The following is a 15,941-nucleotide window of genomic DNA, read 5'->3' on the forward strand; positions in this document are numbered from 1 at the left end:
TGCCGGCTGATCACCGACCGACGACGGACGCCAGCCAGCTGCGGAAGGCGACGACCGCCGGGGACTGCGGCCGGTCCGCCCGCCACACGAAGTAGTAGGTGAACCGCCCGCGATCGAGGACGAAGTCGAAGGGAGTCACGAGCGAGCCGTCGGCCAGTTCCTTCTCGACGAGAGCCTTCTGGGCGACGGCGACACCGTGGCCTTCGAGCGCGGCTTGGTAGGCCAGCAGAGAAGTCTCGTACTTCATTCCACTGTAGGCGTTGCCGGTATTCAACCCCGCCGCTTCGAGCCACAGTGCCCAGTCGTCGAGCCGCGCCAGTGAGTGGAGCAGGGTGGCGTCGCCCGCCTTCGCGGCGGCTCGCAGCCGGGGTGCGACCACGGGCACCAGCTCGTTCGGGATGAGTCGCTGGCTGGACAGCTGTGGCCAGTCACCGTCGCCGAGCTGGATGCCGGCGTCGATGTCTTCGCGGTCGAGGTCGATCGGGGCCGGCGAAGTCGTCAGCTGGACGTCGATGTCGGGGTGGGCACGGTGGAAACTCGCGAACCGGGGGATCAGCCAGCGCACCGCGAAGGTGGCGGGAGACCGGATTTTGAGCGTGGCGCCCGGAAGCCCGGCGCGGACCGCTTCGGTGGCCTTCTCCAACGCGGTGAACAGCGGGCCGATGTCGGCCAGGTAGCGCGAACCCGCCGCGGTCAGCTCCAGGCCGCCGTGCACGCGGTGGAACAGGGACACCCCCAGGTAGTGCTCGAGCGCACGCACCTGGCGGCTGACCGCAGCGGGTGTCACCGAGAGCTCGGCCGCCGCCTTCGAAATGCTCAGCAGCCGTCCCGTCGTCGCGAACACCCGCGTGGGGTTCAGCGGCGGCAGCGGGTCGCGGCGGGCGGACACGCTCATCAGCGTAATAGGCGACCGGTGGTTTCCGCGCTCGCCGAGGGCACCGGTGACGCACCCGGCCGGGCGGTCCGCGCCCGTTCCGAGCGGACGCCCCAGAACAGGGTGACGGCCAGGCAGGGGAGCAGCGAGACGATCGAGTACCCGACTCCCGCCAGCTGGTTGCCCGTCCAGGAGACCAGGGACAAGCTGATCAACGGCAGGAACCCGCCGAAGAGGATGTTGCCGAGCTGCTGGGCGAAGCCGAACCCGGTCGTGCGGCTCTGGGGCGGGAACTGCTCGGTGATGAACGCCGGCAGCGGTGCCATCACCATGGCGGTCAGGATCGCCAGCACGGTGATGATCGCCGTGACCGCCGTCCAGGACGCGGAGTGGACCGCCGCGCGGATCCCGGCGAACGCCGGGTAGGCGGCGACCATCCACAGGAGAATGCCGAGCAGCATCACCCGGGAGCGGCCGACGCGATCGGACAGGGCGCCGAAGAGCGGGTAGCACGGTGCCGCGATGAGGATGGCGATCGCGAGGCAGACATTGGTGCGGGTCTCGTCGACTTTCAGCACGGTCTGCAGGAAGTAGAGCATGTAGACGATCGAGGTGTAGAGCGTCACCGAGGTGCCGCCCTGCGCGCCGAACGTGGCCAGCAGGATGGCTTTCCACGACTTCCACGTGCGCACCGTGTCCAGCAGCGGCGACTTCGCCAGCTGCCCGGAGTTCCGCAGTTCGGTGAAGACGGGGGTCTCACTCATCCGCAGCCGGACCAGGGTCGCGACGAGCACGATCGGCGCCGACAGCAGGAACGGCACCCGCCAGCCCCAGCCGGCGAAGGCCGCGGAGTCGAGGCTCACCTTGAGCAGGGAGACGAGGACCAGTGCGAGGAGCAGGCCGACGCTCGCGGTGCTCTGCAGGACGCTGGTGTAGCGTCCGCGCCGTCCGGCGGGAGCGTGCTCGGTGACGTAGACGACCGCGGAGCCGTACTCACCGCCGAGCCCGACGCCTTGGACGACGCGCAGGAACAGCAGCGCGGCCGGAGCGAAGCTGCCGGCGGCGGCGTAGGTCGGCAGGCAACCGATGGCGACGGTCGCGACCCCCATGACCCCGAGGGTCACCACGAAGGTCTTCTTCCGCCCGATGCGGTCGGCCATGGGGCTGAAGATGATCGTGCCCAGCGGCCGGGCCAGATAGGACACACCGAAGGTGGCGGCGGCGAGCAGCGTCGCGACGACCGGGTCACTCGCCGGCAGGAACAGCTTCGTGAGCGTGCCGGTGAGGGCGACGTAGGCGAAGAAGTCGTAGTACTCGAGCATCGTGCCGGCGCTCGAGGCGCCGACGATCCTCATCATCCCGGATGGGGACGTGGTGGTGCGGTTCTTCATGGCATCTCCTCGTCGAGATGGTTATCGCCGGTTCTCCAGGAACTGCTTGACGGTCGTGCGGTGCTCGTCGCCGGACAGGAGGATCGCCTGCATGGCGGCCGCCAGCTCCAAGGCGGCGGGCAGGGTGGTTTCCGCCGACTCCCGGACCAGTCGCTTGGCCATGCGCAGCGCGCGAGGTGGCTGGGCGGCGATCGTGCGCGCGAGCTCGGCGGCTTCGTCCCGCAGCCGGTCGTCGTCGACGACGCGCGAGACGATGCGCAGCTCGGCCGCGGTCTCGGCGGAGATGAACTCGCTGGTCAGGGTGAGTTCCATGGCCTTGGCGACGCCGACGGCCCTGGCGAGGAACCACGCGCCGCCGATGCCGGACACCAGGCCCAGCCGCAGGAAGCTCTCGGCGAACCGGGCGGACCGGGCCGCGATGCGCACGTCGCACATCAGGGCGAGGTCGAATCCGGCGCCGACGGCGGCGCCGTTGACCGCGGCGACCGAAGGGACTTCGAGGTCCCGCAGCGCGCGAGTGATCCGGTGCAGGCCGAGGCGCAGCCGGTCCTGAATGTCCGTGGTCGTCCCGGCCATCAGGTCGGCCCCGCGGGCCATGTCCTTGACGTTGCCACCGGTGCAGAAGTGCCGGCCCGAGGACCGCAGCAGCACGCAGTGCGCGTCCGGCGTGTTCTTCACGTCCTCGATCGCGCCGGCGAGCGCCTCCGTCATCGCGATGTCGAGGGCGTTGCCGGTGTGCGGGGCGTCGAGGGTGATCGTGAGGACACCGTCCGCGAGGCTGGTCGTCACGAGGGGGCGTTCGTCGTTCATCGGCTGTCCGTTCATTCGTCGGCGAAGGCGGGGTCGCGGCGTTCGCGGAACGCCGCGATGCCTTCTTTCTGGTCCTTCAGCGCGAACCCGGCGTGGAACTGGCGCCGCTCGAAGAGCAGTCCTTCGCTCAGGGAGGACTCGAACGAGCGGTTCACGGCCTCCTTGATCGCCAGCAGGACCGGCAGCGAGTGCGCGGCCATCGACCGGGCGAGCCGGGTGGCTTCGGCGAGCAGCCGGTCGGTGGGCACGACCTGGGACACCAGTCCCGCGGCCAGTGCGTCCGCGGCGCTGATCGACGTCCCGGTCAGGCACATCTGCATCGCCAGCGACTTGCCGACCGCGCGGGGGAGCCGCTGCGTCCCGCCGGCGCCGGGGACGATGCCGAGGACGACTTCCGGCTGGCCGAACCGCGCGTCTTCGGCGGCGATGACGACGTCGCACAGCATGGCGAGTTCGCAGCCGCCGCCCAGCGCGTACCCCCGCACGGCGGCGATCAGGGGCTTGCGGTGGGCGCGGATGGCGTCCCAGTTGCGGCCGATGACGTCCTGCCGGAAAGCGGCGGCGTAGTCCAGTGGCGCCATGGCCTTGACGTCCGCGCCCGCGGCGAAGGCTTTCGAGGATCCGGTGAGGACGGTGGCCCGGATCGCGGGATCGGCGTCGATGCGGCGCAGTTCGGCCACGAGGGCGTCGACGAGGTCATCGGCCAGTGGGTTCAGGGGGTTTTCCGAGGCCAGGGTGACCACGGCGACCCGGTCCTCGTACACGGCCCGGACGGGTGGGTGTCGGTCGTTCACGAATTGCTCCTCAGCTCGCGGCGGCGTCGGGCCACCGGTGGTCGCCGCCGATCACGCCGTGCTCGGCCAGGCGGGCGATCTCGGCTTCGGACAGCCCGTATTCGGCGAGGACGGCCGACGAGTGCTGGCCCGGCTGTGGCGGGGGCCGGTCCGGCGCACCGTCCGGTTGGGACGGACCGAGCACGAACCCCGGCATCCGGACCGATCCCGCCGTCGTTTCGACGCCGCTCGCGCGGTACTCCTCGGATTCGACGACCTCCCGGTACCCGGCGACGGGTGCGCACAGGATGTCCTGCGCGGACAGGGTTTCCAGCCACGACGCGGTGGTGCGGCGGGAGAACAGGCGGTTCAGTTCGGCTCGCAGCGCCGGCCGGTGGGCGACGCGGTCGGTGTTGGTGGCGAACCGGGGATCCGACGGCAGTCCGGGGGCGTCGAGCGCCCGGCACAGCGCGGCCCACCGCCTGGGGTCGTACGCGGCAACCATGATCCAGCCGTCGGCGGTGCGCAGCGCCTCGTTCGGCGCGGCGTACGGCGCGGCACTGCCCAGCCGCTCCGGCTCGGCCCCGGAGGCCAGGAACGACGCGAAGCTGACCTGCTGGAGCATGATCGTCGCGTTGTACAGGCTGACGTCCAGGTGCTGGCCGCGTTTCCCGTCACGGACTTCGCGCAGGGCCGCGAGGACCGCGATCGACGCGAGGTAGCCGGTCACCATGTCGGCCACCGGGACCTGCACCTTCGCCGGCCCGGAATCCGGATGGCCCAGCGTGCTCATCAGCCCGGTGACGGCCTGCATCACCCCGTCGACGCCGGGGCGGTCACGGGCCGGGCTCTCCTGGCCGAACGCGGAGATCGAACAGTAGACGAGCGCGGGGTTGGTGCCGGAGAGGGTGGCGTGGTCGAGTCCGAGCGCGCGCATGGCGCCGGGCCGGAAACTTTCGACCAGAACGTCCGCTCGCGAAATCATCTGTCGTACCGCCCGGTTCCCCTCGGGTGTTTTCAGGTCGATGGCGAGACTGCGTTTGTTCCGGTTGACGCCGAGGGAGATGACGCTCTGGCCGTCGAGCCACGGCGGTCCCACCCGGCGGCCGATCTCGCCGGTCAGCGGCTCGACCTTCACGACGTCCGCGCCGAGGTCCGCCAGCGTCATCGTGCAGACGGGCCCGGCCACGACGTGCGTGAAGTCGAGCACGCGAATCCCTCGCAGGCTTTCTCGGAACATGTCCCCGCATTTCTTCTTCGGTGTTCTTCCGGCTGAAACCCGAATGGGTGTGATCAGGTTAAGGACGTGATCCCGCCGAGGGCAAACAACACTTTTTGCGGTCACCTTTGACTATTTGTTCAAGCCGCTGTGGTGGCGCCGGGCGAGACCGTCGACACAGTGTCGAGTTTTCTCGACGTGGTGTAGAGTCGAGGGCATGACGAAGCGAACCTTCCTGATCACCGGAGCCAGCAGCGGCCTCGGCCGCGCCTTCGCCCAGGGCGCGCTGGCGGCCGGGCACACCGTCGTCGGCACCGTGCGCAAGCCCGAAGACCTGGCGAAGTTCGAGGCGCTCGCGCCCGGCCGCGCCCACGCGCGTCAGCTCGACGTGACCGACGACGAGGCGGTCTTCGCCGTGGTCGGCGAGGTCGAGCGCAGCGTCGGCCCCATCGACGTGCTGATCGCGAACGCCGGCTACGGGCACGAGGGCGTGTTCGAGGAGTCCCCCATGGCCGAACTGCGCAGGCAGTTCGACGTCAACGTCTTCGGCGTGGCGGCCACCGTCCACGCGGTCCTGCCGGGCATGCGGAAGCGGCGCTCGGGGCACATCTTCGCCGTCAGCTCGATGGGCGGGCTGATGACCGTCCCGGGGCTGTCGTATTACCACGGCAGCAAGTACGCGGTGGAGGGCATGCTCGAAACCGTGGCCAAGGAGGTCGCGGGCTTCGGAGTGCGGGTGACGATCATCGAGCCCGGTTCGTTCCGGACGGACTGGGCGGGCCGGTCGATGATCCGCAGCGAGCGGTCGATCGCGGACTACGACGAGCTCTTCGAGCCGATCCGGGCGGCCCGGCAGGCCGCCAGTGGCAACCAGCTGGGCAACCCGGCCAAGGCCGCAGAAGCCGTGCTCGCCGTCATCGAGGCGGAGAAGCCGCCGGTGCACCTCGTGCTCGGTTCGGACGCACTGCGGCTCGTCGCGGCCGGACGCGACGCGGTGGCCGCCGACATCGAGGCGTGGGAAGAGCTGTCGCGATCGACGGACTTCCCGGACGGGCACCAGATCGCGTCGAACTGACCGCCGGTGGCCCGGCGGCGGTCCGGTGCGCCGTCCAAAGGCGACCTGCGGGAGCTGAAGATCCTCGGAGTGCTCGGGGAGCTGTTGGCAACCAAGAGCTTCGACGCGCTCACGACCAACGACATCGCCGAACGCGCCGGGCTTTCCCGCGCGTCGATGTACTTCTACTTCAGCTCCAAGCAGGAAGCGCTGGTCGCTCTCTTCGCCAAGACGGTCGAGGCACTGCGCGAGAAGTCCCGCGCGGCGGCCGACGACCCCGCGGCACCCCGTGACGCGATCGCGACGGCGATGCGCCACACCCGAGACCGCTGGCGCGAGCACGGCCTGATCATGCGCGTCGCGATCGACCAGGCTTCGGCCATCCCCGAGATCGGAGCACTGTGGACGGAGACCGCCGAGATCTTCATCGACGCGATCACGGCGATCCTGGTCCGCGCCGGCGTGAAGTCCCACGACGGGCCCGACGGCGCCCGGGCCCTCGCGGGCGCGGTGTGCTGGATGATCGAGCGGACGTTCTACCACGCGTCGGCGGTCTCCCTCGAGGCACTCGACCAGGCCGCCGAGACCTGCGAAGCGGTGTGGCTGCGCGTCGCGGCGATCGAACCCTGACCGCCCCAGCCGTCGTCAACGAGACGCCGGACGCGATGTGGTGTCCCTGCTCCTGCCGCGTCCGCGCATTGCCTTTTTACGAGCCCGCACGACCGAGAAGCCGGCCTGGTCCGTGGCGCCGACGCAGCGATCCGCAGGCCGGCGGGTATAGTGGTCATTACATACAGAGAGAGAACGTTCTGTACCGACGGCAGTGAGGGAGTCCACCATGCACGCGTCTGCGGTGCAGGACATCGACCCGCGGCACCGCGAAATCCCGCTTCCGTTCCGGGCGCGCCGGCACCCGCGCGGCGATGAGGCCCAACGGAAAACGCGGCAGTGGGCCCACCGGCTCGGGCTGATCCGGAGTGAGAGTGCGCTGGAGAAGTTCGACGCGCTGGGCTACGGCCGCCTGATGTCCTATGCGGCCCCGGACGCGCAGGACGACGACCTGCAGCTGCTGGTCGACTGGAACACCCTCTTCTTCGCGTTCGACGACATCCAGGACGACGCACTGCTGAGCGGAAAACGGGTCGAGTACGAACGGCTCCGGCGCCAGGTGCTCGAAACGATCGACCAGCGTGGGCGACGGCCGTCCTGGCACCCGGTCGTCGCAGGGGTCTCGGACCTGTGCGACCGCACCTTCCCCGGGCGAGGTGCGGACTGGACCAAGCGGTTCGCGCTCAACCTCGAAATCTGGCTCACGGGGCACGCGCGAGAAAGCGCCTTCCGATCGGCGGCCGTGTCGCCCGGTCTCGCCGAGTACGCCCGGCTGCGGCGTGACGCTTCGACCGTGCTGCCCAACTGCGACCTGGTCGAACTGGCCACCGGGGCCGAACTGCCGGACGCGCTCTACTTCCGGGGCGCGTACCAGGAAATCGTGGCCGCGACCGCGGACATCATGTGCTGGACCAACGACGTCCACTCGCTGGCCGCCGAGCTGGCGGCGGGTGACCCGATCAACCTCGTCGTCGTCCTCGTCCGGGAACAGGGGCTCGGCTGGGCGGACGCAGTGCAGCGCGTTTGCGACATGATCGCGGACCGCGTCGCCCAAAGGGGTGGCGCGGAACGTCGTCTCGCCGCCGACCTGGCTGAACTGGGCCTGCCGGAGGCCATCAAGAGCGCGGCGCGCCGGAGCGTCGGGAACCAGGGGTCCTGGGCCGCCGGGATGGAGCGGTGGGACCGGACGGACACGATCCGGCACGTCGCTCCGAAGTTCGCCGACGACCACGGCCACACGGGATACGCGGAAAACCTGATCTGAAACGGAGTTCGACATGGCTGCTTCCGAACTGCCGGGCAATATCGTCGAACCCGCGGTCGCGCCGGGACGAGTCGCGGGACTGGGACACCTGCCGCGGCTGGTCCGCGACCCGTTCGGCTTCTTCCTCTCGCTCGCCGAACTCGGGGATGTCGTGACCATCCTGATCGGACGGAAGCCGGTGCACCTCATCACCACGCCCCGGCTGGTGCGTTCGGTGCTGCTCGCGGGTGGCGAGGTGTACCGCCGCGGCCGGGTCTTCGAGAAGGCGACCAAGACGTTCGGCGGCGGGGTCATCGTGGCGGAGGGGGAGGCACACCGGCGGCAGCGTCGGCTGATGCAGCCCGCTTTCGGCCGCCACCGCATCGCCTCGTACGTGCCCGAAATGCGTGCCGCCGTCGAACGGGGGGTGGCGAAGTGGCGGCCGGGCATGGTGCTCGACATCCCGCGGGTCACCCATGAGATGGCGGTGGACTCGCTGGTCCATTCGCTGTTCAAGGCGGATCTGGGGACCGGGGCCGCCGAGCGGATCATGGGTGCGTTCCCGGGCGTGGTCTCGGGGATCATGGCGCACACGCTCTACCCGGCGGACTGGATGGAGCGGTTGCCGCTCGGGGTGAACCGCCGGTACCAGAAGTCGTCCGACGAGGTCAGGGCCGTGGTCGACGACGTCGTCGCGCGCAGCGCGGGTTCGGATTCGGCTGAGGCGAGCCTGCTGAACGTGCTCCTCAAGGCGCACGAACAAGGCGACGGTTACGACGAGGCCTTGTTGCGGGACGAGATCGTCACCTTGCTGATCGCCGGCTCGGAGACGGTCGCGACCACCCTCGCCTGGGTGCTGCACGAGATCGCCGGTCATCCGGCGGTCGAACGGGAGGTGGTGGACGAGCTCACCGCGGAACTGGACGACGCCCCCGTGCAGCCCAGCGACTTGGCCAGGCTTCCTGTGCTGGACCGGGTGATCAAGGAAGCGCTGCGGCTGCACACGCCGAACTGGCTGCTGACCCGGCGGACCACCGAGCCGACCACCCTGGGCGGCTACCGGATCCCGGCGGGCGCCGAGGTCGGGTTCAGCCTCACCGCGCTGCACCGGGACCCGCGGGTGTTCGACTCCCCGCAGGCGTTCGAGCCGGACCGGTGGCTCGACGACAACCTCGCCGGGTTCTCCTCTGACGCCTTCCTTCCGTTCGGTGTGGGCAGGCACCGGTGTCCTGGTGACACCTTTGCCTGGGCGGAGCTGGGCGTCGCGGTGGCCACGATCCTGCGGGACTGGCGTCTCGCGCACAAGCCGGGGGCCAAAGTCCGCGAGTTGCCGATGGTCACCGTGCAGCCGTCCGGGCTGCGGATGGTCGTGCAGCGGAGGCCGCTGTGAGCAGTGCCGAACTGGCCGAGGGGGTGAGCACCACCGCCCTCATGATCGCCGCGACCCGGGCCATCGAGTCCCATCGTCCGGACGGGCTCGTGCGGGACGAGTACGCCGAGCATTTCGTCCGTCGCGCGCGTTCGTCGGTCGCGATGCCCACTCGCATCGAAGACGTCGACGGCGGCGACGCCCACCCGGTATGGGGCCGGGTGGGGGCCTATTGCGCGCTGCGTACCAGGGTCTTCGACGACGCGGTGCGCGCGGCCTCGAGCCCGCAGGTCGTGCTTCTCGGGGCTGGTCTGGACACCCGCGCGCTGCGGCTCGACCTGCCGGAGACGGCACGGGTCTTCGAAATCGACCGGGCGGACGTACTGGCGTTCAAGCTCGCGGTTCTCGACGCGGTCGGAGCGACCGCGCGGGTGCGGTGCGACCGGCTGGTCGCCGACCTCGCCGACGCTTGGGACGTCGCGCTGCTCGACGCTGGATTCTCGGTGGCCCAGCCCACGACGTGGATCGCCGAGGGGGTGCTGCCCTACCTCCCGCCTCCGGTGGAGATGCGGGTTCTCGGCCTGGTCGATCGGCTGTCGGCGCCCGGCAGCCACATCGGCTACGAGGTCGTGCCCGGCCAGGAGTCCGCCGAGTTTCGCGACCATGAACTGTATGCGGGCACGGGCGACGCGATCGGCTCGCACCTGCCCAGCCTGCTCGATGACAAGGCCCGGCCCGACTCCGCGGGTGTGCTGCGCGCAGCGGGTTGGGAGATCACCGAACGACCGGTCGCCGACTACACCGTGCGCTATGGCCGGGGCCCCGACCCGTCCGTCGACGACCCGATCCAGCTGGCCCGCTGGGGCTTCGGGCAGAAGAAGAGCCGCAGTTCCTGACTCCGCGCGCATCGGTCTCCGCGACGCGGAGCGAGCGGTGCGCGATCACCCGCCGGGGCGGTGCGTCGTCGACGGGACCGCCGGGTGGGGCCGGACCGACTTTCGAGGGCGCGCTCATCGTAGGGGTATCCCGAAGGCCGTCCCTCCCGCAGCCGACCACTGACCGCTCAAGATATCGAGATAGGTTTCCCGATCAGCGGCCCGTCCCACCGACAGCTCCTGGAACTCCGGTTGGCTCAAGATCAGGAACTGCTCCTTGCGAAGGCCCTCGACCACGGCGTCGGCGACTACGTCAGGTTCGACCGAGGGGCCACCGGCCCGCACGGCCCGGCCTACGGGGTCGTCGTCGATCGTCGCCATCATCGGCGTCTCGACAACGCCCGGACACAAACACGAGAAGCGCACGCCGCTGCCCTTGTACAGCACCGCAAGGGATTCGGCCAACGCGACGGCGGCATGCTTGGTGACCGTGTAAGGCACATCGCCCGGAACCATCAGCAGGCCGCCGACGGAGGCGGTGTTCAGAAGGTAACCCTCCCCGCGCGCCGCCATGGCCGGCACCAGCGCCCGTGCCGCCCACACGTGTGCCATGACATGAATGTTCCAGCGGTGGAGCCAATCCTCATCGGGCGACTCCAGGCCGGCGGGCTGGGCGAACCCGGCGTTCGAACAGAACAGGTCGATGGGACCGAATCGTGCCTCCGTCTCCGCGATGACCCGCTGGACCTCCGCCTCGCTGGTCAGGTCGGCAGTGATCGCCACACCCCCCACCTGCTCGGCGATCGCGACGGCCGCCTCGGTGTTGCGGCCGACCACGGCAATGCCGCGCGGCCGCTCCTTCGCGAAGCGCTCGACCATGGCACGGCCGATACCGCTCGTACCGCCCGTCACCACGATGGTTTTGTCTTGGAGATCCATGATTTTCCCTCAACCGGCGGATGTTTGCGTCGGGGCTCGATCATGGACCGCCGCCCCTCTGTGTGTAACGATCACTATAATCATCCGCGACGTCCGCTGTAGCGGGCGTGCGTTCGTCTCGGCAGGAGGGCGAGACCAATCATCCGATGTGACAGGAGTTGACCATCAAGATCTTCGTGACGGGCGGCAGCGGGTTCGTCGGTCAGCACTTGGTGCGCCGCCTCGTCGGCGAGGGGCACACGGTGCTGGCGCTGGCGCGGTCCGGCCGTGCCGCCGAGCTGGCCAGGGCTGCCGATGGGGACGTGGTGAAGGGTGATCTGGCCGACTTGACGCCCGGCGGTACACCGCCCGAGTGGACATCCGTCCTGGCCGGCTGTGACGCTGTCATTCACGCGGCGGCTCGGATGGAGTTCTGGGGTCCCGATGCCGGCTTCCACCGTGACAACTTCGTCCCCGCTGTGGCGCTGCACGAGACTGCTGCCGCGGCTGGGGTCGGCCGGTTCGTGGCGATCAGCGCGGCGAGTGTCTCCACCGGCAGTCAGCGCGCCGCGGTGGTGGACGAACGCACCGACAATGGGCGGCCCAACATCGCCTACAGTCGCGTCAAGCTCACGACCGAGCAGGCCTTGCTGTCCGCGGACGCACCGGCCATGGACACCGTGGTGCTGCGCCCGCCGTTCGTCTGGGGTGCCGGGATGGCCACGGCGTCCGAGCTGGCAGATCTCGCGCGGGCCGGCGGATGGACGTGGATCGATCAGGGCCGCCACATCATGGACTTCATTCATGTCCGCAACTTGGCCGTGGCCGCCGAGCTCGCACTGACCCGGGGCCGGCCCGGTGGCGTCTACTACGTCACCGACGCCACTCCGATGCCGATACGCGACTTCATGACCCGGCTTCTGGCCACTCAGGGCGTCGACGTGAGCGGGGCGCGCAGTGTGCCACTCTGGGTCGCCGCACCGCTGGGAGCTGTGCTCGATGGTGGCGCCCGGTTACTGCGCCGGCCCAAGCCGCCGATGCTGACCAACTGGCTGGTCGCGTTCTTGGGCCGCGACCGCAGTTACGACATCACAGCCGCGCGCCGCGACCTCGGCTACACCCCTGGCGTGGACATGGCTCAGGGACTCGCGGAAATGACCCCCGCGCCACCTCTGATGTGGTCGTGACATCGACTTCGACGACCGTGGAATCGGCGGCAGCGAGCCCGGCGATGGCCTGATCAGCGCGCGATGGGGCTGGGGCACGGGCTTCCGTACGCCACCGGCGGCATGGCGGCGTTGGCGGTGCCCGGGCTGGTGTTCTCCCCTTCCCCGGTTGGCGGACGTCGCCGGACGGCGCCGGGTCCTGTGTGGCGCACTGCTGCTGATGGTCGCCGGGTGCGCAGTCGCCGCGCTCGCATCGAACATCGAAATGCCTTTTGCCGGCCGGGTCAACGCCGGGATCGCCGGGTTCCGGCAGGTCTCCGGACGTCAGGAGAAGCCGACGCCCGGAGACCCGTTGATCGCCTCGTAGGCCGGCTACGGGACGACCACCCGGGCGCCGGACAGCGCGATGCGCACCTCGACGTCCGGCGCGAGGCGGGCGACGGCGTCGGCGTAGTGGCGCGGATCCCGGTCGGCTTTGGTGATCATGCGGTCGCCGAGGTAGCCGCTGTGGAACGCGTAGTGGTGGGGGATCGCGAGGGCCGGGCGCAGCACGGCGGTCAGCTCGGCCGCTTGCTCGGCGTCCATCACCACTTGGCGCAGGTTCGCCGGCCGCACGCAGAGGCCGTTGGTGGGCAGGATCGTCAGGTCGACCGGTCCGAGGCGATCGGGGATCTCGTCGAGTTCGGGCACGCGCAGCGAGTCGCCGCCGAAGAACACGGTCCGGCCGCCTGCCTGAAGCACGAACGTCACCTCGTGGACACCGTGCTCGCCGGGTGTGGCGGTGACCGTGAGGTCGCCGACCTGTGCCGACTCCCATGCCTCGATGGTGTGCAGGGTGGTGAAGCCCTTGTCCTTCGCGATGGCGGTGACGGTACCGGGCCCGATGACCGGGGTGTCCGGGTTGAGGCCGCCGGCGAGGAGGGCGTCGAGGTCGCAGTGGTCGTAGTGCTCGTGGCTGATCACGACCGCGTCGAGCCGGCCCAGTGCGGACACGGGCGCCGCGAGCTGCTCGCCTTGGTGGTAGGTAGCCGTTTCGGTGAACCACGGGTCGGTGAGGACCCGCAGGTCGCCGAGCTCGATCAGCTGGCATGCGTGGGCGATCCGGGTGACCGCGAGGGAGGTACTCATGTCCTGGTGCTCCTTTCCGGGAACGGTCAGTTGCTGCCGAGGTCGGTGATGGCGCCGAGGAGTTCCTCGGGCGTCTCGATCTGCGGCAGGTGGCCGGACCGGGGCAGCACGGTGAACTCCGCCGTCGGGATGGCCGCGGCGTAGGCCTTGCCGTACTCGGTGCTGACGATCCCGTCGCTCTCACCCCAGATGACGTGGACGGGCAGGTGGCCGAGCGTGTGGAGCCGCTCCAGCAGGGTCGGGTCGGACATGGCCGGGCCGGTGTAGGAGAGCAGCGCCTGGATGTCCGGGCTCGGCCCGGTCCCACCGGCCGCGGGCGGCGCCGGCGCCTTGCTCGGGTCGTGGAAAGACAGCTTGCGCAGGTCGGCGGGCGCGAGGCCGGCGACGCTGGTCGCGGGGTGCCCCTCGACCTCGATCCCGACGCCGTCGACGATCACCGCGCCGCTGACCCGTGGGCTGCCCAGCAGTGCGATCTCGGCGGCCAGCCAGCCGCCGAACGAGTTGCCGATCACGGTGACGTCGCTGAGGCCGAGCTCGTCGAGCAGGCCGACGTAGGCCGCGGCGAGCGCACGCGTGGAGTCCAGGTCCGGTACCCGCGGGGTGCCCGCGAAACCGGGGTGGGTGGGGGTGAGCACGCGGGAGTGCGTGCGCTGGGCGAGCAGGTCGGCGAAACCGGTCACGGTCGCCGGGCCACCGCCGCCGTGCAGGAGGAGGAAGGGCCGGGTGTGGTCGCGGTCTTCGACGGTCACCACACCGCCGCCGACCGGCGTGCCGAGGGTGCGGGTGGGCCGGAGGCTCCCGGCGGGGACGGAGTTGCTCATGCTGTCGCTCCTTCTGGACCAAGCTATATAAACAACCTTATACAAACATCCTTAGTTTGCCAAGTGTGAGGGTCGCGAGTGGTGGGTTACGCTGCGTCGGTGTCACCGTCGCTTCAGGAGATCGGGCTCGCCGTGAAGCGGCTGCAGTGGGTCCACCACCGCGAAGCCAACCGCCGGCTGGCCCGGCACGGGCTTTCCCTGGTGCAGTGGGACGTTCTCCGGCACCTGCACCAGCAGCCGGACGCCACGCTGCACATGCTGGCGGAACTGACCTTCCAGACCGACCAGTCGATGGGCGCCCTCGCCAAGCGCATGATCGAGCGCGGCTTGCTGAAGCGGGTGGACGGCCCTGGCCGCGCCACCCGCCACCAACTGACCGTCGAAGGCGAGCGCGCCTTCGAGGCCGGAGCGCTCGTCGTCGAATCCGTCCTGGCCGAAACCGTCGGCACGCTGACCGAAGCCGAACGGGCTGTCCTGCACGAACTGCTGATCAAGGCCGCCGGCGCGCCTTGAAGTGGTTCGGCTGCGCACCCCGGCCGTGAGCCGTTCGAGCCCGGCCCGCCGCCAGAGCGTCCACAGAGGACCGGGCGCCGGTGACACCCATCAGCGCGGACGTGTAGCCGAACCCGGTCCCGGCCGCAACGGTCTCCGCCAGCTGCTCGTCCGTGCTGCTAGGCGCGACCACGAAAACGGTGGCCAGGTCGGGTGCCTCGGCGTGCCCAGCTCGCGCGCGAACCGCTCGACGCCGTAGCAGGACACCGGGTTCCAGTAGGACATCACCAGCACCGGCTTGCCCGTGGCGGCGTGTACTTCGCGGACCGTGCGCAGGACGTCGGCGATCCGGACCCCGCCGCGCAGCGCGATGGCGTCGGCGGTCTGGATGACCGGGCCGTCCAGCAGCGGGTCGCTGTGGGGCCCATGTCCTTGTCGCCGCGGCCGGAAAGGTTCACCAGAAGGACGGCGTCCGGGCCGAGTTCGGCTCGCGTGTTCCTCGGCTATGGCCGCCGCCCCCGTCCGGACATCACACCTGGAGCAGGCGTCGAGAGGGCTGATGCGGTGGTGAAAGGCCACTCCCTGCTCAAGGTCCCGGAGGTGTCCGTGGAACGGATTGGCCCTTGCTCATGCGCAGGATCAAGGCGACGGCGTCCTCCGAGTGGCCTGCCGGAGCCAGCACCTCCTGTAGGAGCAGGCCACGAATCGCGGCAATGGTGACGGTGGCCATGGTCAGCGCTTCCTGGGTGTCGAGCCCTTCGCGTTCCGCGAGCGAGGCGAGCATCTTGGTCAGATCGTCGAGCGAGTCGATGAACTCGCGAAAGTCCTCTGGCCGGTAGGCGGCCAGTCCTGCGACGTGAAAGAAGCCGCGGACACGCGACAGCTGCTCCGGGCGGGTGTAGGTCCGCCAGATCGCCACGACGAGGTCGTCAAAGGTGCCCTGCTGAGCGGCCTCGAAAAGCGCTTCGTTGTCGCGAGATCGCTGTGCCTTGAGCATGGCCGCCAAGACGCCCGAAAGCGACCCGAAGTGGTACCGCAGGAGGGCGTGGCTGGTCTCGGTCCTGGCGGCGATCTCGCGGAGCGATACCTCCGGTGAGGGAAGAGCCTCGCCGAAGGCGTCGAGAAGCCGAGCCAGGAGACGCTCGCGGGCGTCGCCTTTGCGTTCCGTGCTTGACAGGATCACTCCCACAGTTTATCCA

Annotated in this window: 18 protein-coding genes and 1 pseudogene; 8 read left to right on the forward strand and 11 right to left on the reverse strand. The window is 69.9% G+C overall.

Going from position 1 to position 15,941, the window contains the following annotated elements; translation table 11 throughout:
* Window positions 1–10 precede the first annotated feature (10 nt).
* Genes FHX82_RS17875 through FHX82_RS17895 form a run of 5 tightly spaced genes read right to left on the reverse strand, consistent with a single transcriptional unit; the run spans window position 11 to window position 5,088 of the window.
* Window positions 11–889 (reverse strand): LysR substrate-binding domain-containing protein, encoded by an 879-nt coding sequence (locus tag FHX82_RS17875; RefSeq protein ID WP_221216146.1) that lies wholly within the window; start codon window positions 887–889, stop codon window positions 11–13.
* Window positions 890–894: 5 nt separating this feature from the next.
* The gene (locus FHX82_RS17880) at window positions 895–2,265 is read right to left on the reverse strand and encodes an MFS transporter (protein ID WP_145932887.1); all 1,371 of its coding nucleotides are present in this window, start codon (window positions 2,263–2,265) and stop codon (window positions 895–897) included.
* Window positions 2,266–2,286: 21 nt separating this feature from the next.
* Complete coding sequence (locus FHX82_RS17885; protein ID WP_145932886.1) at window positions 2,287–3,075, reverse strand: enoyl-CoA hydratase-related protein; 789 nt, start codon at window positions 3,073–3,075, stop codon at window positions 2,287–2,289.
* Window positions 3,076–3,086: 11 nt separating this feature from the next.
* The gene (locus FHX82_RS17890) at window positions 3,087–3,869 is read right to left on the reverse strand and encodes an enoyl-CoA hydratase-related protein (RefSeq protein ID WP_221216147.1); all 783 of its coding nucleotides are present in this window, start codon (window positions 3,867–3,869) and stop codon (window positions 3,087–3,089) included.
* 10 nt (window positions 3,870–3,879) lie between these two features.
* Window positions 3,880–5,088: a CaiB/BaiF CoA transferase family protein gene (locus FHX82_RS17895; RefSeq protein ID WP_183176687.1), complete on the reverse strand. Its 1,209-nt coding sequence runs from the start codon at window positions 5,086–5,088 to the stop codon at window positions 3,880–3,882.
* Between the two features lie 196 nt (window positions 5,089–5,284).
* Between FHX82_RS17895 and FHX82_RS17900 the strand changes: the two genes are divergently transcribed.
* The 5 genes from FHX82_RS17900 (at window position 5,285) to FHX82_RS17920 (ending at window position 10,238) form a co-directional block, all read left to right on the forward strand.
* A complete protein-coding gene (locus FHX82_RS17900) occupies window positions 5,285–6,142 on the forward strand; it encodes an oxidoreductase (protein WP_145932885.1) in 858 nt (285 codons plus the stop codon).
* 6 nt (window positions 6,143–6,148) lie between these two features.
* Window positions 6,149–6,751, forward strand: coding sequence for a TetR/AcrR family transcriptional regulator (locus FHX82_RS17905; RefSeq protein WP_145932884.1), 603 nt, complete (start codon window positions 6,149–6,151; stop codon window positions 6,749–6,751).
* A gap of 208 nt (window positions 6,752–6,959) precedes the next feature.
* A complete protein-coding gene (locus tag FHX82_RS17910; RefSeq protein ID WP_145932883.1) occupies window positions 6,960–7,994 on the forward strand; it encodes a terpene synthase family protein in 1,035 nt (344 codons plus the stop codon).
* Between the two features lie 13 nt (window positions 7,995–8,007).
* Window positions 8,008–9,363 (forward strand): cytochrome P450, encoded by a 1,356-nt coding sequence (locus FHX82_RS17915; protein WP_145932882.1) that lies wholly within the window; start codon window positions 8,008–8,010, stop codon window positions 9,361–9,363.
* Window positions 9,360–10,238 (forward strand): SAM-dependent methyltransferase, encoded by an 879-nt coding sequence (locus FHX82_RS17920; RefSeq protein ID WP_229881071.1) that lies wholly within the window; start codon window positions 9,360–9,362, stop codon window positions 10,236–10,238. Before FHX82_RS17915 ends, FHX82_RS17920 begins: the two co-directional genes overlap by 4 nt.
* Before the next feature lie 114 nt (window positions 10,239–10,352).
* Here FHX82_RS17920 and FHX82_RS17925 read toward each other — a convergent pair whose 3' ends face one another.
* The gene (locus FHX82_RS17925; RefSeq protein WP_145932881.1) at window positions 10,353–11,156 is read right to left on the reverse strand and encodes an SDR family oxidoreductase; all 804 of its coding nucleotides are present in this window, start codon (window positions 11,154–11,156) and stop codon (window positions 10,353–10,355) included.
* 158 nt (window positions 11,157–11,314) lie between these two features.
* Between FHX82_RS17925 and FHX82_RS17930 the strand changes: the two genes are divergently transcribed.
* Both FHX82_RS17930 and FHX82_RS17935 read left to right on the forward strand, forming a co-directional pair.
* Window positions 11,315–12,322: an NAD-dependent epimerase/dehydratase family protein gene (locus FHX82_RS17930; protein WP_221216149.1), complete on the forward strand. Its 1,008-nt coding sequence runs from the start codon at window positions 11,315–11,317 to the stop codon at window positions 12,320–12,322.
* 148 nt (window positions 12,323–12,470) lie between these two features.
* Window positions 12,471–12,668, forward strand: a complete 198-nt coding sequence (locus FHX82_RS17935; RefSeq protein WP_145932880.1) for an MFS transporter — start codon at window positions 12,471–12,473, stop codon at window positions 12,666–12,668.
* Between the two features lie 5 nt (window positions 12,669–12,673).
* Here FHX82_RS17935 and FHX82_RS17940 read toward each other — a convergent pair whose 3' ends face one another.
* Both FHX82_RS17940 and FHX82_RS17945 read right to left on the reverse strand, forming a co-directional pair.
* A complete protein-coding gene (locus tag FHX82_RS17940; RefSeq protein WP_145932879.1) occupies window positions 12,674–13,429 on the reverse strand; it encodes an MBL fold metallo-hydrolase in 756 nt (251 codons plus the stop codon).
* Between the two features lie 26 nt (window positions 13,430–13,455).
* Window positions 13,456–14,250, reverse strand: a complete 795-nt coding sequence (locus tag FHX82_RS17945) for an alpha/beta fold hydrolase (RefSeq protein ID WP_183176688.1) — start codon at window positions 14,248–14,250, stop codon at window positions 13,456–13,458.
* Between the two features lie 99 nt (window positions 14,251–14,349).
* Between FHX82_RS17945 and FHX82_RS17950 the strand changes: the two genes are divergently transcribed.
* Window positions 14,350–14,763: a MarR family winged helix-turn-helix transcriptional regulator gene (locus FHX82_RS17950; protein WP_183176689.1), complete on the forward strand. Its 414-nt coding sequence runs from the start codon at window positions 14,350–14,352 to the stop codon at window positions 14,761–14,763.
* Here FHX82_RS17950 and FHX82_RS38000 read toward each other — a convergent pair.
* From FHX82_RS38000 to FHX82_RS17960, 3 genes and pseudogenes are all read right to left on the reverse strand, one after another.
* Window positions 14,741–15,019, reverse strand: a complete 279-nt coding sequence (locus FHX82_RS38000; protein ID WP_375791762.1) for a tryptophan synthase subunit alpha — start codon at window positions 15,017–15,019, stop codon at window positions 14,741–14,743. The two genes, FHX82_RS17950 and FHX82_RS38000, sit on opposite strands and share 23 nt — an antisense overlap.
* An 11-nt stretch (window positions 15,020–15,030) precedes the next feature.
* Window positions 15,031–15,321 (reverse strand): annotated as a pseudogene (locus FHX82_RS38005) (tryptophan synthase subunit alpha); the annotation flags it as partial.
* A gap of 7 nt (window positions 15,322–15,328) precedes the next feature.
* Entirely contained in the window at window positions 15,329–15,925 is a 597-nt protein-coding gene (locus FHX82_RS17960) for a TetR/AcrR family transcriptional regulator (RefSeq protein ID WP_145933808.1), read from the reverse strand.
* Window positions 15,926–15,941 lie beyond the last annotated feature (16 nt).

Source organism: Amycolatopsis bartoniae (assembly GCF_014191255.1).
Taxonomy (GTDB): Bacteria; Actinomycetota; Actinomycetes; order Mycobacteriales; family Pseudonocardiaceae; genus Amycolatopsis_E; species Amycolatopsis_E bartoniae.

What these genes read in the sequence shown, in the direction of transcription:
- FHX82_RS17880 (WP_145932887.1), bottom strand. Translation starts at nt 2,265, where the DNA reads ATGAAGAACCGCACCACCACGTCCCCATCCGGGATGATGAGGATCGTC.
- FHX82_RS17885 (WP_145932886.1), bottom strand. Translation starts at nt 3,075, where the DNA reads ATGAACGACGAACGCCCCCTCGTGACGACCAGCCTCGCGGACGGTGTC.
- FHX82_RS17895 (WP_183176687.1), bottom strand. Translation starts at nt 5,088, where the DNA reads ATGTTCCGAGAAAGCCTGCGAGGGATTCGCGTGCTCGACTTCACGCAC.
- FHX82_RS17900 (WP_145932885.1), top strand. Translation starts at nt 5,285, where the DNA reads ATGACGAAGCGAACCTTCCTGATCACCGGAGCCAGCAGCGGCCTCGGC.
- FHX82_RS17910 (WP_145932883.1), top strand. Translation starts at nt 6,960, where the DNA reads ATGCACGCGTCTGCGGTGCAGGACATCGACCCGCGGCACCGCGAAATC.
- FHX82_RS17915 (WP_145932882.1), top strand. Translation starts at nt 8,008, where the DNA reads ATGGCTGCTTCCGAACTGCCGGGCAATATCGTCGAACCCGCGGTCGCG.
- FHX82_RS17925 (WP_145932881.1), bottom strand. Translation starts at nt 11,156, where the DNA reads ATGGATCTCCAAGACAAAACCATCGTGGTGACGGGCGGTACGAGCGGT.
- FHX82_RS17940 (WP_145932879.1), bottom strand. Translation starts at nt 13,429, where the DNA reads ATGAGTACCTCCCTCGCGGTCACCCGGATCGCCCACGCATGCCAGCTG.
- FHX82_RS17945 (WP_183176688.1), bottom strand. Translation starts at nt 14,250, where the DNA reads ATGAGCAACTCCGTCCCCGCCGGGAGCCTCCGGCCCACCCGCACCCTC.